15 protein-coding genes are annotated in these 13845 nt (G+C 68.2%); 9 read left to right on the top strand and 6 right to left on the bottom strand.

The window, feature by feature from the left end; all coding sequences use genetic code 11:
* Position 1 precedes the first annotated feature (1 nt).
* From ACWDNU_RS26830 to ACWDNU_RS26810, 5 genes are all read left to right on the top strand, one after another.
* Positions 2-388, top strand: coding sequence for a nuclear transport factor 2 family protein (locus ACWDNU_RS26830; RefSeq protein WP_344286154.1), 387 nt, complete (start codon positions 2-4; stop codon positions 386-388).
* Between the two features lie 90 nt (positions 389-478).
* Positions 479-1657, top strand: a complete 1179-nt coding sequence (locus ACWDNU_RS26825; RefSeq protein ID WP_344286153.1) for an ABC transporter substrate-binding protein — start codon at positions 479-481, stop codon at positions 1655-1657.
* A gap of 31 nt (positions 1658-1688) precedes the next feature.
* Positions 1689-2549 carry a branched-chain amino acid ABC transporter permease gene (locus ACWDNU_RS26820; RefSeq protein WP_354740379.1) on the top strand — a complete coding sequence of 287 codons (861 nt, stop codon included), beginning with the start codon at positions 1689-1691 and terminating at the stop codon, positions 2547-2549.
* Positions 2536-4254, top strand: a complete 1719-nt coding sequence (locus tag ACWDNU_RS26815) for a branched-chain amino acid ABC transporter ATP-binding protein/permease (RefSeq protein ID WP_449670920.1) — start codon at positions 2536-2538, stop codon at positions 4252-4254. The genes ACWDNU_RS26820 and ACWDNU_RS26815 overlap by 14 nt, the downstream gene beginning before the upstream one ends.
* Positions 4251-4946 (top strand): ABC transporter ATP-binding protein, encoded by a 696-nt coding sequence (locus ACWDNU_RS26810; RefSeq protein ID WP_370934974.1) that lies wholly within the window; start codon positions 4251-4253, stop codon positions 4944-4946. The genes ACWDNU_RS26815 and ACWDNU_RS26810 overlap by 4 nt, the downstream gene beginning before the upstream one ends.
* Before the next feature lie 46 nt (positions 4947-4992).
* Here ACWDNU_RS26810 and ACWDNU_RS26805 read toward each other — a convergent pair whose 3' ends face one another.
* Together ACWDNU_RS26805 and ACWDNU_RS26800 are read right to left on the bottom strand one after the other, a co-directional pair.
* Positions 4993-5322, bottom strand: coding sequence for a nuclear transport factor 2 family protein (locus ACWDNU_RS26805; RefSeq protein ID WP_449670919.1), 330 nt, complete (start codon positions 5320-5322; stop codon positions 4993-4995).
* Positions 5323-5351: 29 nt separating this feature from the next.
* On the bottom strand, positions 5352-6107 hold the full coding sequence (locus ACWDNU_RS26800; RefSeq protein WP_370934972.1) for an SDR family oxidoreductase: 756 nt from the start codon (positions 6105-6107) through the stop codon (positions 5352-5354).
* Between the two features lie 71 nt (positions 6108-6178).
* Between ACWDNU_RS26800 and ACWDNU_RS26795 the strand changes: the two genes are divergently transcribed.
* Complete coding sequence (locus ACWDNU_RS26795; protein WP_370934971.1) at positions 6179-6871, top strand: TetR/AcrR family transcriptional regulator; 693 nt, start codon at positions 6179-6181, stop codon at positions 6869-6871.
* A gap of 96 nt (positions 6872-6967) precedes the next feature.
* Here the strand turns inward: ACWDNU_RS26795 and ACWDNU_RS26790 are convergent, their stop codons facing one another.
* From ACWDNU_RS26790 to ACWDNU_RS26775, 4 genes are read right to left on the bottom strand one after another with little or no spacing between them, the layout of a single operon-like run.
* Positions 6968-7417 carry a hypothetical protein gene (locus ACWDNU_RS26790; protein ID WP_370934970.1) on the bottom strand — a complete coding sequence of 150 codons (450 nt, stop codon included), beginning with the start codon at positions 7415-7417 and terminating at the stop codon, positions 6968-6970.
* Complete coding sequence (locus tag ACWDNU_RS26785; RefSeq protein ID WP_449670918.1) at positions 7417-7872, bottom strand: hypothetical protein; 456 nt, start codon at positions 7870-7872, stop codon at positions 7417-7419. Before ACWDNU_RS26785 ends, ACWDNU_RS26790 begins: the two co-directional genes overlap by 1 nt.
* Before the next feature lie 15 nt (positions 7873-7887).
* On the bottom strand, positions 7888-8685 hold the full coding sequence (locus ACWDNU_RS26780) for an SDR family NAD(P)-dependent oxidoreductase (RefSeq protein WP_449670917.1): 798 nt from the start codon (positions 8683-8685) through the stop codon (positions 7888-7890).
* A 15-nt stretch (positions 8686-8700) separates the two neighbouring features.
* Positions 8701-9417 (bottom strand): SDR family NAD(P)-dependent oxidoreductase, encoded by a 717-nt coding sequence (locus ACWDNU_RS26775; protein ID WP_449670916.1) that lies wholly within the window; start codon positions 9415-9417, stop codon positions 8701-8703.
* A gap of 142 nt (positions 9418-9559) precedes the next feature.
* Here ACWDNU_RS26775 and ACWDNU_RS26770 point away from each other — a divergent pair, with 142 nt between their 5' ends.
* The 3 genes from ACWDNU_RS26770 to ACWDNU_RS26760 are packed head-to-tail and all read left to right on the top strand — an operon-like array spanning position 9560 to position 13844.
* The gene (locus tag ACWDNU_RS26770; RefSeq protein WP_449670915.1) at positions 9560-11431 is read left to right on the top strand and encodes a primary-amine oxidase; all 1872 of its coding nucleotides are present in this window, start codon (positions 9560-9562) and stop codon (positions 11429-11431) included.
* A 10-nt stretch (positions 11432-11441) separates the two neighbouring features.
* Complete coding sequence (locus tag ACWDNU_RS26765) at positions 11442-12230, top strand: molybdenum cofactor biosynthesis F family protein (RefSeq protein ID WP_370934965.1); 789 nt, start codon at positions 11442-11444, stop codon at positions 12228-12230.
* Between the two features lie 3 nt (positions 12231-12233).
* Entirely contained in the window at positions 12234-13844 is a 1611-nt protein-coding gene (locus ACWDNU_RS26760) for an amidohydrolase (RefSeq protein WP_449670914.1), read from the top strand.
* Position 13845: the final 1 nt, after the last annotated feature.

Raw genomic sequence — 13845 nt, 5'->3', positions numbered from 1 at the left:
TGTGTCCAATTTGGACGTGATCACCGCGCACTACGAGGCCAGCGACCGCGGCGACCTCGACGGCATGCTCGCCCCGATCGGCCCCGAGACCACCTGGACCGAGGCCGCCGGATTCCCCTACGCGGGCACCTACACCGGCCCGGACGAGGTGAAGCGCAACGTCTTCGAGGCGATCGCGCGCGACTGGGACGGTTACCAGTTCACGTTGTCCGCGCTGCTGGACGCCGGTGATTCGATTGTCGGCCTCGGGACGTACACCGGCACGAATCGCAAGTCCGGCAAGGCTTTCACCGCGCGCGTCGCGCACGTGTGGAAGTTCGACGGCGACAAGGTCGCGAGCTTCGAGCAGATCGTCGATTCCGCCCCGGTCGCCGCGGCGACCGACTGAGTCTCCCGCGAAACGGCGGTGCCGGTCCTTCCCCCGGCACCGCCCCCTCTCCCCTCCCCCTCTGGTCACTGTGGACCGGAAAGCCGAGCCATGATGAGAAAGTTCCTGCCCGCGCTCGCCTCGGCCGTGCTCGTCACGCTGGTCGCGGCGGGCTGCGCGGGCACCGCCGATCCGAACGGACCGATCGTGGTCGGCTCGGTCAACGCGCTGAGCGGACCCGCCACCTTCCCGGAATCCTCCCAGGCCGCCAAGGCCGTCTTCGACGCGGCGAACGCGGCGGGCGGCGTGCACGGGCGCAAGATCGAATACCACGCCATCGACGACAAGGGCGACCCCGCGGCAGCGGCGGCCGCGGCCCGCGAAATCGTGGGCGGCGATCAGGCAGTGGCGCTGGTCGGTTCGTCCAGCCTCATCGAATGCCAGATCAACGCCAAGTACTACCAGCAGGAGAAGGTGCTTTCCATCTCCGGCATCGGCGTGGACCCGTCGTGCTTCACCAGCCCGAACATCGGGCCCGCCAACGTCGGCCCGTTCCACGACATGACGCTGACACTGCTGTACGGCTCGGAAGTGCTGCACCTGCAGGACATGTGCGCGCTGCTGGAGATCGCCGGGAACACGTTGCCATACTACCGCGCAGCCATCGACGAATGGTCGAAAATCACCGGCAAAAAGCTGAAGTACGTCGACGCGACTGTGCCGTACAACGGTTCCGACTACACGCCGTACATCGTCAAGGCCCGCGCGGCCGGGTGCAAAGCGGTGACGGTCAACCCCGTCGAGCCGGACTCGATCGGCCAGCTGAAGGCCGCGCAGGCACAGGGCTGGAAAGACGTGACCTGGCTGCTGCTCACGAGTGTCTACAGTGAACAGTACGCGAAGGCGGTGTCGGACGCGGGCAAGGGCGTTTACGTCCCCGCCGAGTTCTACCCGTTCACCGACCCGTCGAGCCCGCGCACCAAGGAGTGGCGGGATCTCATGACCCGCAACAACATTCCGCTGACCTCGTTCAGCCAGGGCGGTTACCTCGCGGCGAAGTACTTCCTGCAGGTGCTGAACGGCATGCAGGGCGACATCACGCGGGAATCGGTGACGAAGGCGCTGCGCGAAATGAAACCGATCACCGATCCGATGGTCGGCACGCCGTACGTGTTCGGCCCCGGGCAGACGCACCACGACAACATCGCGGGCTGGCCGGTCAAGCTCGCGACGGGCACGAACCGGTGGGAAATCGCCGGTACCGACTGGCTGCGGATCCCGCGGCGCTAGCCCGATCCACTCTGGACAGAGGAGAACTGCAATGGTGCAGGGAGCGCTGGCCGGGCTGGCCGCCGGCGGGCTTTACGCGGTGCTGGCGGTGTGCCTGACGCTGATGTCGAGGCTGGTCCGCGTCGTCAACTTCGCCCAGGCAGCCACGGGCATGTTCGGCAGCTACGTCGGGGTGGCCTTGTCCGTCCACGGTGGACTGCCGGAGTGGCTGGCAGTGGTGCTCGGCGTGCTGCTGGGCGGGTTGCTGAGCGTGCTGATCGGCTGGGTCGTGTCGACCTGGCTGGCCGAGGCAGGCACCGGCACCCGCTCGGCGGTGACCGTCGCAGTGCTGCTGCTGTTGATTTCGCTGTCGTTCATCCTGTTCGGCAACAAACCGCAGCCGTTCCAGGCGTTGCTGGCCGGTCCGGCCTTCACCGTCGGCGGCGTGGTGATCAGCCAGGTGACCGTCGTGACGGTCGCGCTCGCGGTGGTGATCGCCTTCGCCGCGCGGCTGATCCTGACAAAGACGCCCGTTGGTATCTCACTGCGCGCTTTGTCGGAACGCCCGACGACCGCTGAACTGCTGGGTATCCCGGCGAAACGGCTCAGTGCCGCGGTGTGGGGCGCCACTGGCCTGATCAGCACTGTCATCATCGTGATCGTCGCCCCGTCCCAGTCGAACGACGCCACCTCGCTGGCCATGCTGGTCGTGCCCGCCGCGGCGGCGGCCCTGCTCGGCGGGTTCCGCCGGCTGGACCTCGCCGTCGTCGGCGGTCTGGTGCTCGGCATGCTGCAGGGCGCGCTCGCGCAGGTCGACCAGCTTTCGGTAGTGCGGAATTTCGTCCCGTTCCTGGCCATCGTCGGCCTGCTCGTGTGGTCTCAGCGCAAGGAGGTGTGGGATGCAGCTCGCTGACCGGGGCGCAGTGTCCCGCTTCGGAACCCCACTGGTCGTCGCGGTGGTCGCGGTGCTGGTCGGAATCGGCCTGACCGTCGGCCTCAACGGCTACTTCGCCTACCTCGGCGTAAGCGTCGTAGTAGCCGCCATCGCCCTGCTCGGCCTAGGCGTCGTGACCGGCAGCGCTGGCATGATCTCGTTGTGCCAGCTGACTTTCGGCGCGATCGGCGCGTGGGTCGTCTCCGCGCTGAACGTCGCCAACGCTCCCGGCGGCTTCCTCTTCTGGCTGCTGCTGGGCGGTCTCGCGGCAGGTGTCGTCGGTGTCCTCATTGGACTTCCCGCACTGCGTCTGCGCGGGATCAACCTGGCGGTGGTGACCCTCGGCCTGGCCGCGGCCGCCGACGTCACCCTGGTGGAAATCCAGTTCCCCGGCACCACCGACGGCGTTTCGGTAGACCGGCCGTCCTTGGTCGCTGACGACAACGCGTACTTCCTGCTCTGTGTCATCGTCCTGATCATCTGCGCACTGGTCGTGCACTTCCTGCGGCGCGGTCCGTGGGGCAGCAGCTGGGCCGCAGTGGCGTTCTCCGAACGTGGCACTGCTGCAGCCGGAGCCAGCGTCCGTACCGCGAAGCTCTCGGCCTTCGCCGTCAGCGCCACGCTGGGCGGTATCAGCGGTGGTCTGCTTACCGCACAGGTCGGGTTCGCTTTCCCGACCAGCTTCGCTCCGCTGCAGTCGCTGGCATTGTACGTGCTCGCCATCATGTCCGGCGCGCACCTCATTGATATGGCAGTGTTCGGCGCTGTCCTGTGGGTTGCCGTACCAGAGCTGTTGAAGCGATGGGGAGTCCCGCAAGACTGGGGTTACGTCATCTTCGGTCTGCTGGGCATCCAGGCGCTGGCCGGACGCGGCAACCTGGGCACCGCGATCCGCGAACTGTGGCGTCGCCGTTCAAGGGCCAGCGCTGGCGTCCAAATCACCGCGCTGGACGAAGAACCCCCGCGCCTGCCGCCCGGCGAACCGGTGCTCGTGGTCCGCGGCTTGAGCGTCACCTTCGGCCAAGTCAAAGCACTGTCCGGAGTAGACTTAGCCGTCCCGAAGGGCGGAGTACTAGGCGTGATCGGCCCGAACGGCGCCGGAAAGTCCACTTTGGTCGACGCCATCAGCGGCTTCCTGCCTCAGGCTCAAGGAACCGTGAAACTGGCCGACCGGCCCCTCACCGGAAACCCAACGCAACGAGCCCGCTCCGGTCTCCGCCGAACCTTCCAGCAAGACCGGGTTCCATCAGGACTGACCATCGAGGCGTACGTCCGCTTCGTGGCCCGCCGACGCCCGCCCGCCGATGAAGTCGCTGCCGCGCTGGAGTTCTTCGGCTGCCCGCCAGCAGCAACGCCGCTAGACCGGGTGGACGTGGGTGCACGCCGGTTGGTCGAGGTCGTCGGCCACCTCATGGCGAAGCCCCAGGTGCTGCTCCTGGACGAACCGGCAGCGGGTCTCCCGCACGAGGAGCACGTGGCCTTCGGCGAACGCCTGCGGCAGGTCCCGGCCAGATTCGGCGTGTCGGTGCTGATCATCGAACACGACCTCGACCTGGTCCGGTCCGTCTGCGACACCCTGACCGTGCTCGACTTCGGCGAGGTGCTGGCGAGCGGCCCGCAGGCGGAAGTGCTGGCCGATCCCGCCGTTCTGAAGGCATACCTGGGCGAAACGGAGATGCTGTGAGCACGCTGCGCATCGAAAACCTGACCGTCACGCGCGGTGCGGGCCCAGTCATCGCCGACGTCGGCCTGACGCTGGAACCGGGCAAGATCACCGCGCTGGTCGGCCCCAACGGCGCGGGCAAGACCAGCCTGCTGGAGGCGTTGTCCGGCGTGATTCCCGCGGCGTCCGGGACTATCCACGTTGGACACACGGATGTCACCAAACACTCGCGGGTGTCCAGAGCCCGGCTCGGACTGGCGCACGTCGAGCAAGGACGGGCGGTCTTCGCCAGCCTGACCGTCCTGGAAAACCTGCGCCTGACCGCCAAAACCCCGGCTGGGGTGGACGAAGTCCTCGCGCTTTTCCCAGAACTGGAGAAACGCAAGAACTCGCCCGCCGCGCTGCTGTCCGGCGGCGAGCAGCAAATGGTGGTGCTGGGCCGGGCTTTCGCGGCGAAACCCCAGTTCCTGCTCATCGACGAGATGTCGCTGGGCTTGGCTCCCGCCGTCTTCACCAGGCTTCTCCCGGCGGTCACCGAGTTCGCCAACGCGGGCGCAGCGATCCTCCTGGTGGAACAATTCACCCACCTGGCGCTGAAAGTCGCGCAGGAAGCCCTGGTCGTCTCCTCCGGCAAGGTCACCTACGCCGGGGAATCGCAGCCCCTGCTGGACAATCCGGACACGCTGCACCGGGCGTACCTGGGCACCAACTGACCCGGGGCGTGGGCGTTCCGCGGTGGGACGCCCACGCCCCGGCCGGTCAGCCTTCGCGGATGGTCATCTTGGCGAGCCGGTCGCCCTCGACGGCGAAGACGAACTTCGACCGCCCGTTGGCGTGGTTGCTGCGCCAATCCCCGACGACCGTGACAGTGTCGCCGGAAACCGTGACTTCTTCCGGGGTCAGGACGCCGCGCGAGCCGATGAACTCGACGTCGCTCCAGCCCTTGATCTCAGCGCGTCCGGTGAACGACCGGCCCCAGTCGTCCACGACGCCGTTTTCGGTGAACGCGTCCAGGAACGCGGCGTCGTCGTGCCGGTTCACCGCGTCGACGAACGACGCCACCGGTTCCGGAATCTCCACTTCGGACATTGCGTTTCCCTTGCTGTCGTCGGCAAAACTCAGCGGGTGGTGTAACCGCCGTTGGCGAAGATAGTCTGCCCGGTGATCCACCAGCCGGACGTCGCGAGGAACGACACGATCGGGGCGATGTCCTCGATCTTGGTCAACTGCCCGCCCATCGCCTGCGACTTGTGGAATTCCACCCGTTCCGGGGTTTCCTGGCCGTAGAAGAACGGCGTGTCCATCGGACCGGGCCCGACCGCGGTGACCGAGATCCCGCGCGGGGCGAATTCCTTGGCCGCGGCGCGGGTGAAGTGCTCCACCGGGCTCTTGCCGCCCGCGTAGGTCGAGTACCCGTCGGTGAACGCCGCGAGCAGGCTGGTCACGATCGTGATGATCTTGCCGCCGTCGGCGACGTTCTTGCCCGCTTCCTTGATGAAAAAGTACGCCGCCTTCGAGTTGATGTCGAACATCGAGTCGTACTCGTCCTCGGTGGTCTCGGTGATCGGCTTGCGCAGCACCTTGCCCACCGTGTTCACCGCGACGTCGATCTTCCCGAGCGCCGCCTCGGCGTCGGAGAACAGCTTCGCCACATTCGCCGGGACGGTCAGGTCGCCGGTCAGCACGACGCCCTTGCCGCCCGCCGCCTCGACCGCGGCGAGAGTCTCCTCCGCCTGCGGACGGGTCGACTCGGAGTTGTAGTGGATCGCGACGTTCGCGCCGGCCTGCGCGGCCTGCCTGCTGATGAGCCCGCCCAGGTTCTTCGCCCCGGCGGCGACCAGGACGTTCTTGCCTTCGAGAGTGTGGCCGGTCATGGATGACTCCTCCATCTCTTTATCGCTGATATGTACCACTGTATCAGTGCAACAGCGGCTACCATAGCGATGTGACACAGATTGCGAACGCGGATACACGGACCCGGCTCCTGGACGCCGCCGCCGAGCAGGTCGCCGCTACGCCGGGCGAGGACATCTCGCTGCGCGCGATCTGCGCACAGGCCGGGGTGAAAATGCCGACGCTGTACCACTTCTTCGGCAGCAAACAGGGCCTGCTGGACGCGGTCGTCGAGCGGGGTTTCGACCTGTACCTGGCGGAAAAAGGCGCCCACGAGCCGTCCGGCGACCCGATCCAGGACCTGCGCGACGGCTGGGACGCCCACGTCGCCTTCGGAATCGCGAACCCCGGCTTCTACACGCTCATGTACGGCCAGGTCCACCCCGGCCACGCACCCGCGGCGCAAGAACGGCCCAGCGCGATGCTCCGGGCGCTGACGCGAGCCGCCGCCGACCAGGGCCGCCTGACGGTCCCGCCGGATCAGGCGGCCGCGCACATCCTGGTCGCGAATATCGGGGTCACGTTGCGGCAGATCATCCTGGCTGAGGAAGATCGTCCGTTGTCGGTGGCCGTCCGGGAGGGCGCGATCGCCGCGATCACCGGCACCGCGCCCAGCGCCGCCGACAGCAAGCACGCGGATGTCCACCGAGTGCTGGAGCACGCCGCGGCGAACCCGGAAATCCTGGGCTCGGAGGAAACGCAGCTGCTGACCAAGTGGCTGCGCACCCTGGCGGAACGAGACTGACCTCGCGGCTCACGGACCGCCGTCACCCCGCTTCCGCAGAAGTACGTGAGGGGAACCCTGAGGGAATCTGATTCCCTCAGGGTTCCCCTCACGTACCTACGCGGCCGGGCGATCGATCCGGTCGGGAAGCGGGTCGCCTTCAGGCGAGTCCGCGGCGAAGACCGGCGTCGTCCCCGCGATGCTGAGGTACCCGTCGAGACTGCGCCTGATCGCGAACCCGTACCCGTCGGAGGTGCTCGCGTAACCGGCGGAAGGCGGCGGCTCCGCGAAGAACTCCGTCGCCCAGCCTCGGTCGCGCCAGAAACGCATCGTCAGGTCGAGGTACTGATCGGACGTCTCGGCGGTGGCTCCGAGCACCCAGTAGGCGATGTCGAAGAACCGCCGGGTTTCGTCGCGGCCGTAGTCGTCGGACAGGGTCACCCCGCGGTGAAACCTCGCCTTGGGCAGGTCCGGATGCAGCAGTACCAGGGCCGATCCGGACGGCAGCGCCCGGAGGGTTTCGGCGAAGTGGCCGAGCAACCGGGCCCGGACCTCAGCCTGGGTCATCACGTCGGCTGACCGGCCGCCTCGCGGAGGACCGCGGCGGCTGCGTTTCGCACGTCGTCCAGGACACCGGCAGCCCACTGTTGCGTGTCCGCGTCCTTGAACTGGCTGTCCACCACGCCGGTCAGAACAGTGGCGGCGCGGGCCATCGCGCCGGCGAGCGTGCCGACGGCATCGGCCACCTTCTCGACCCAGTCGTCGCCGCAGGAGTCGGACACGACCGCGACCGGCACCTGGTCGACGTGGTAGAAGGTCCGGCTGGCGTCGCGCGCCGCGGCCAGAATCGCGAACACCCGGTCGGCGAGCGCGTCGCTCGCGCGCGCGACCGGGTGCCGCGGATACGTCATGGCCTCACGGCCGAGCAGGACCTCGACTTCCCGGGCGATCGCCACGGCCTTGTCCACGAACCGCTGGTTGGCCGTCGCGGTCTTCTCCGCCCAGTCCCCCTCGAACGTCATCCGGCCATTATGGGACTACATCCCGGCCCGCTCGAACGCCAAAGTGGGCAAGTCAACAGCGTGCGCCCCGCCGTCCGCCACCAGCACCGCGCCGGTGATGTACGAAGACTCCGAAGACCCGAGGAACCGAACAATAGAAGCAATTTCCTCCGGCTCGGCGGGACGCCGCAACGGCACCTCCGCAGTCACCCGCCGGTACCCCTCGGCATGCCCGCCGTCGAACCCGGCCGCCTCGGCGAACTGCTCCATCTCGCCGTCCGCCATCGGCGTCCGCACCCAGCCCGGACACACCGCGTTGGCCCGAACCCCGCGCGGCCCGTAATCCCGGGCAATGGACCGGGTCAGCCCGATCAACGCGTGCTTGGCCACCGTGTATCCGGCGACATTGGGCCCGGCGAACAACCCGGCCAGCGAAGAAACAATCACGACCTGCCCGCCGCTTTCCACCAGCGAAGGCAACGCGGCCCGGCAAAACACGAACGCGCTGGAAAGATTGGACCGGAGCGCGATTTCCCATTCCTCGTCCCCGGTGTCCACCACCGAAGACAGCCCGTGCCCGCCGGCGTTGGCCACGATCACGTCCAGCCGCCCGTACTTCCCGAGAATCTCCGCGATCGCCGCCTCCGCGTCCTCCCGGACGCTGGCGTCGCAAGCGATCACGTGCGCACCAGTCTCCGCAGCGACCTTCTCCAGCGGTTCCCGCCGCCGGCCCAGAACCACGACCTGCGCACCTTCGCCGGCGTACCGCCGAGCAACCGCAGCCCCAATGCCCGTCCCTCCGCCGGTAATCGCCACGACCCGCGTGTCTGCCATCGTCATTTCTCCCTTTCAAGCAGGAAACCCAGACCGAGCCGAATAGCCGAAGTCGGCGAGCAAGGCCTGACCGTTCACCGTCCGCGCCCGCGCGGAAGCCAGATACACCACCTGCTGGGCGACCTCCTCGGCCGCCTGCACCGGAAATCCCGGCTCGTCCAGCAGATCCCCCAAATCCCCTCGTGCCATCGGCGTATCCACCACCGACGGGCACACGCAATTGACTCGGACGCCGTCGAACTCGACCGACAGCGCGCGCGTCAACGACACCACCGCGCCCTTCGACGTGCAGTAGGGCACCATCCCCGGCGCACACACGAACGCCGAATCGCTGGCCAGGAAGACGATCGAACTCCCGTCTCCCAGCCACGGCCGCGCGTGCTTCGCGACCAGGAACTGCCCCAGCACGTTCACCGACATCACGGCGGCGAAGTCCGCGGCGCTGGTCTCCGCGAGCGGCCGTCCGACCGGTCCTGATATCCCAGCGCAGCCGACTACCGCGTCAATCCCGCCGAACGACTCCGCCACGAGCTGCACCGCCGCGGCGACCTGCCCCTCGTCGGTGACGTCCGCGCGCGCCGCGACGACCTCCCCCGGCAGCGACGGCGGCCGGACCCGGTCGATCACGCCGACCCGCGCGCCCTCCTCCAGGAACGCCCGCGCGCAGGCCAGCCCGATCCCGGACGCGGCGCCGGTGATCAGCACGGCCTTGTCCTCGAGGTCCAGTCGCATGGCGCAATCCTGCAGCAACGGCCCTTCCGGGGATTGGCAACGAGTGCATCCTTGTTGTCAGCGACCGCACGACCCCCCGAGCCCGGCTACCGCAACCCCCGGGCCACCGCGAACACTGCGGCGAGGAGCGCGAAGGGACACCATGAGCAACGCACACCCCCACCCCCTTGACCCGCTGACCGCCGACGAGCTCGCGGCAGGCCGGGCAGTGCTGGAGGCACAGGGGCTCGTCACCGAGACGACCCGGTTTCCGCAGGTCCTCCCGGTCGAGCCGGACAAGGCCGCCGTACTGGCCGGTACTGAGACCGACCGCCGGATCCAGTTCACCCTGCTCGACACCGCGACCGGCGAATCGGCCGACGCGGTCGTCTCGGTGACCGGCGAGACGCTGGTCAGCCACGAGAAGTGCGGCGAGGGCCAGCCCCCGTATCTCTTCGAGGAATACGACCTGGCCGAGGCCATCACCAAGGCCTCCCCGGAGTGGCAGGCGGCCATGCAGCGCCGCGGTCTCGGCGACCGCATCGAGCACGCCTTCTGCGCCCCGCTCGCCCCCGGTTACTTCGGCCGCGAGGACGAGACCGGCCGGGTCGTCCGTTCGCTCACCTTCCTGCGCGAGGACAGCACCGACAGCCCCTGGGCGCATCCGGTCGAGGGCCTGGTCGCACACCTCAACCTCACCGAACAGCGCGTCCTCCGGGTCGAGGACGAGGGCGACACCCCGGTCCCCGAGGACTCCGGCCGCTACGGCCACCACCCCGCGCGGACCACGCTCAAGCCGATCGAGATCACCCAGCCGGAAGGGCCGAGCTTCCAGGTCGACGGCTCGCTCGTGACGTGGGAGGGCTGGCAGCTGCGCGTCGGGTTCAACGCGCGCGAGGGCCTGACCCTGCACCAGCTGACCTTCCAGGACCGCTCGGTGCTGTATCGCGCGTCGGTGCCTGAGATGGTTGTTCCCTACGGTGATACGTCAATCGGCCGGTTCTGGATCAGCTACTTCGACGCCGGCGAATACCTGCTCGGCAAGAACGGCAACAGCTTGCGGCTGGGCTGCGACTGCCTCGGCGTGATCCACTACTTCGACGCCTTCCTCGCCGACGACCACGGCCAGCCGGTGCGCGTGCCGAACGCGATCTGCATGCACGAGGAGGACTACGGGATCCTCTGGAAACACACGGATCTCGACGGAAAGGCCGAGGTCCGCCGTTCGCGCCGGCTGGTGATCTCGTCGATCTCCACCATCGGCAACTACGACTACGGCTTCTTTTGGTATCTCTACCTCGACGGCACCATCGAATGCGAGGCCAAGGCGACCGGCATCGTCTTCTCCGGCGCCGGCGAGCCCGGGTCCGCGCATCCGCACGCGTCCGAGATCGCGCCCGGCCTGTTCGCGCCGGTGCACCAGCACCTGTTCTGCGCGCGGCTCGACTTCGCCGTCGACGGCCAGCGGAACTCGGTGTACGAAGTGGACGCTGTCGGCATTCCGATCGGCGACGAAAACCCGTATGGCAACGCCTTCACCTGGAAGGCCACGGAACTGCGCACCGAACAGGAAGCGAAACGGCACGCGAACCCGGCGACCGCGCGGGTGTGGGAAGTCCGCAGCACCGAGCACACCAACCGGCTCGGCGCGCCGACCGCGTACCAGCTCGTGCCGCGTCCGTCGGCGACCCTGATGGCGCAACCGGAATCGACGGTCTATCAGCGCGCGACGTTCGCCACGAACCACCTGTGGGTCACGCCGTACGCACCCGGCGAACGCTTCCCGGCGGGCGACCGCCCCAACGCGCACCCGGGCGGCGCCGGCCTGCCCGCGTGGACGGCGGCCGACCGCTCCGTCAGCGACACCGACGTCGTGCTGTGGCACGTCTTCGGCCCGACGCACATCCCGCGCCCGGAGGACTGGCCGGTCATGCCGGTCGACTACTCCGGATTCATGATGCGCCCCTACGGGTTCTGCGACCGGAACCCGGCACTCGACCTGCCCTCGGCCGCCCACGGCCACTGCGAACACTGAGGAAGGCTTCATGCCCGCGACCAATCTGTCCGACACCTCCACCTGGCTCCCGCTCGACGGTCTCGCCCCCGGCTTCGACGCCAACAAAGCGGCCACTGTGGACGATCTCGACAACCAGTCGTTCACTTTGGACTGTGCCGACGGCGGCACGTTCTCGATCAGCTTCACCAGCGGCCGCGCGTCGTGGAACGAGGACGGCGCCACCGGCGAGACCGCTTCCGAGACCTTCCTGGTCGATGCCGGACTGTTCTACGTGCAGTTCCACCCCGGCGCGGAAACGTCGTTCAGCCTGCTGCTGGACGTCCGCCAGGGCCGCGCGCTGGTCATCACGAGCACGATCGGCGACGGACTTCCCCGCGTGACGCAACGGTTCCGTCCCGCGACCATCCAGGGCCGCGAGGCGCACGGCGAGGAAATCGCGCCCAGCACAGCGTTGATCGGCCGCCGCGTGCAGTGGGTGTACAGCGAAGAGCACGCGTACGAGCACGTTTACCTCACCCCGCACTGGTACAGCTGGCAGTGCCTCTCCGGTCCGGAGCGCGGGCTCGCCGACACCGACGAGAACTCCGTCTACCAGATCCGGCCCGGGATCTACGTGTTCACCTGGCGCGAGAAGGTCATCCCGTGCGCGTCGGTGACCGTGGCCGACCATCGGAACGTGCGGGAACTGCGGTCGCACGGTTCGCTGTTCGGGCTGGGCGAGGACGGCAAGACGCCGACGCACTTCACCTTCGGCGCGTACGGCCGACTGCTCAGCAACACCGTCTATTCGCCGGACTACGACCCCGCTGGACAGTGACCCGTGGCGCCTGAACTGATCCTCACCAACGCCACTGTGTACACAGTGGACGAAGACCGGCCGTGGGCGACTTCGCTCGCGGTGGAGAACGGCCGGTTGACGACCGCCGAAGCCGGTCCGGACACCGAGGTCCTCGATCTCGGCGGCGCGTTCGTGCTGCCGGGTTTCGTGGACGTGCACAGCCATCACGCCCTCGCTGGCCGGGAACTGTTCGAGCTGCGCCTGAAAAGCGGCTCGAGCCTTTCCGAAATCCTCGCCGCGGTAAGGGAATGGTCTTCACGGCTTGGGCCAGACGAGTGGGTGGTCGGCGGTGCCTGGCCGTCCACTTTGGCCCCCGAACTCGGCCACGACTCCGTGCGGCGAGCGCTGGACGAGGCAGCAGGCGGACGTCCGGTCGTGCTCATCGAGGACAGCAGGCACAACCGGTGGGCGAGCAGCCGGGCGCTGGAACTGGCCGGGATCGACGCGTCCGCTCCGGACCCGACGGGCGGAACGATCCACCGCGACCTGACCAGCGGCGCGCCGACCGGCTTGCTCATCGAGACCGCGGGCTTGGCGGTGGAGCGGGCGATGCGGGACACGCGCACGCTCACCGCCGAGCAGCACGCCGAGGCTTCGCGGCGGGCAATCGAAATCCTGCACTCGTACGGAATCACGGCGTTCCAGGACGCCGGGGCGACTCTCGACATCCTCGCCGCGCTGAAAACCCTTGACGACGCAGGGGAACTGGCAGCGTGGGTCGTGTCGTCGATGCTGGTGAACGACCCGATCTTCGGCGCGGACCCGATCGGCAAACCGCTGCTCGACCGTGCCGTGGAGTACCGCAGCGAGCACCATCGGCCGGACTTCGTGAAGATCTTCCTCGACGGCACCCCGCCCGCGCACACCGCGGCGTTCCTGGAGCCGTACCTGCACCACGAGTGCTTCTGCGGCGACACCACGATGCCGCCGGAAGAACTCGCGGACTGGCTGGACGTCGCGGTCGCGGCCGGTCTCTCGGCGAAGATCCACTGTGCGGGCGACGCGGCCGTCCGGGCCACTTTGGACGCTGCCGGCGGCCTGCGAGCGCGCGGCGACTACACGACGAAAATCCAAGTGGCGCACGGACAGTTCATCCACCCGGACGACCTGGAACGGTTCGCGACGCTCAACGTGTCGGCGGACATCTCGCCGTTCCTGTGGGTGCCCGGCGTGATCCCGGAAGCCATCGCCCAGGTGATTCCCGCCGAACGCGCGACGCGGATGCAGCCGAACCGCACCCTGCTGGACACCGGCGCACTGGTCGCCGGCGGTTCGGACTGGCCGGTGAGCGAATCCCCGAACGCCTGGGAAGGCATCGAGGGCCTGATCACCCGGCAGGACCCGTACGGCAAGCACCCCGGGAGCCTGTGGCCGGAGCAGGCGATCACGCTCGCCGAGGCGATCCAGGTGTTCACGCTGAACTCCGCCCGCGCCTGCGGCCTGGACGACGTGACGGGGTCGCTGACGCCGGGGAAGTCGGCGGATTTCGTGGTGCTGGACCAGGATCCGTTCAAGACTCCGGCGAACGAACTGGCCGAGATCACGGTGCGAGAGACGTGGTTCGGCGGCAAGCGAGTGTTTTCGCGGGATTAGG

Source organism: Amycolatopsis sp. NPDC003676, assembly GCF_053587275.1.
This window is presented reverse-complemented; position numbering and strand designations above follow the sequence as displayed.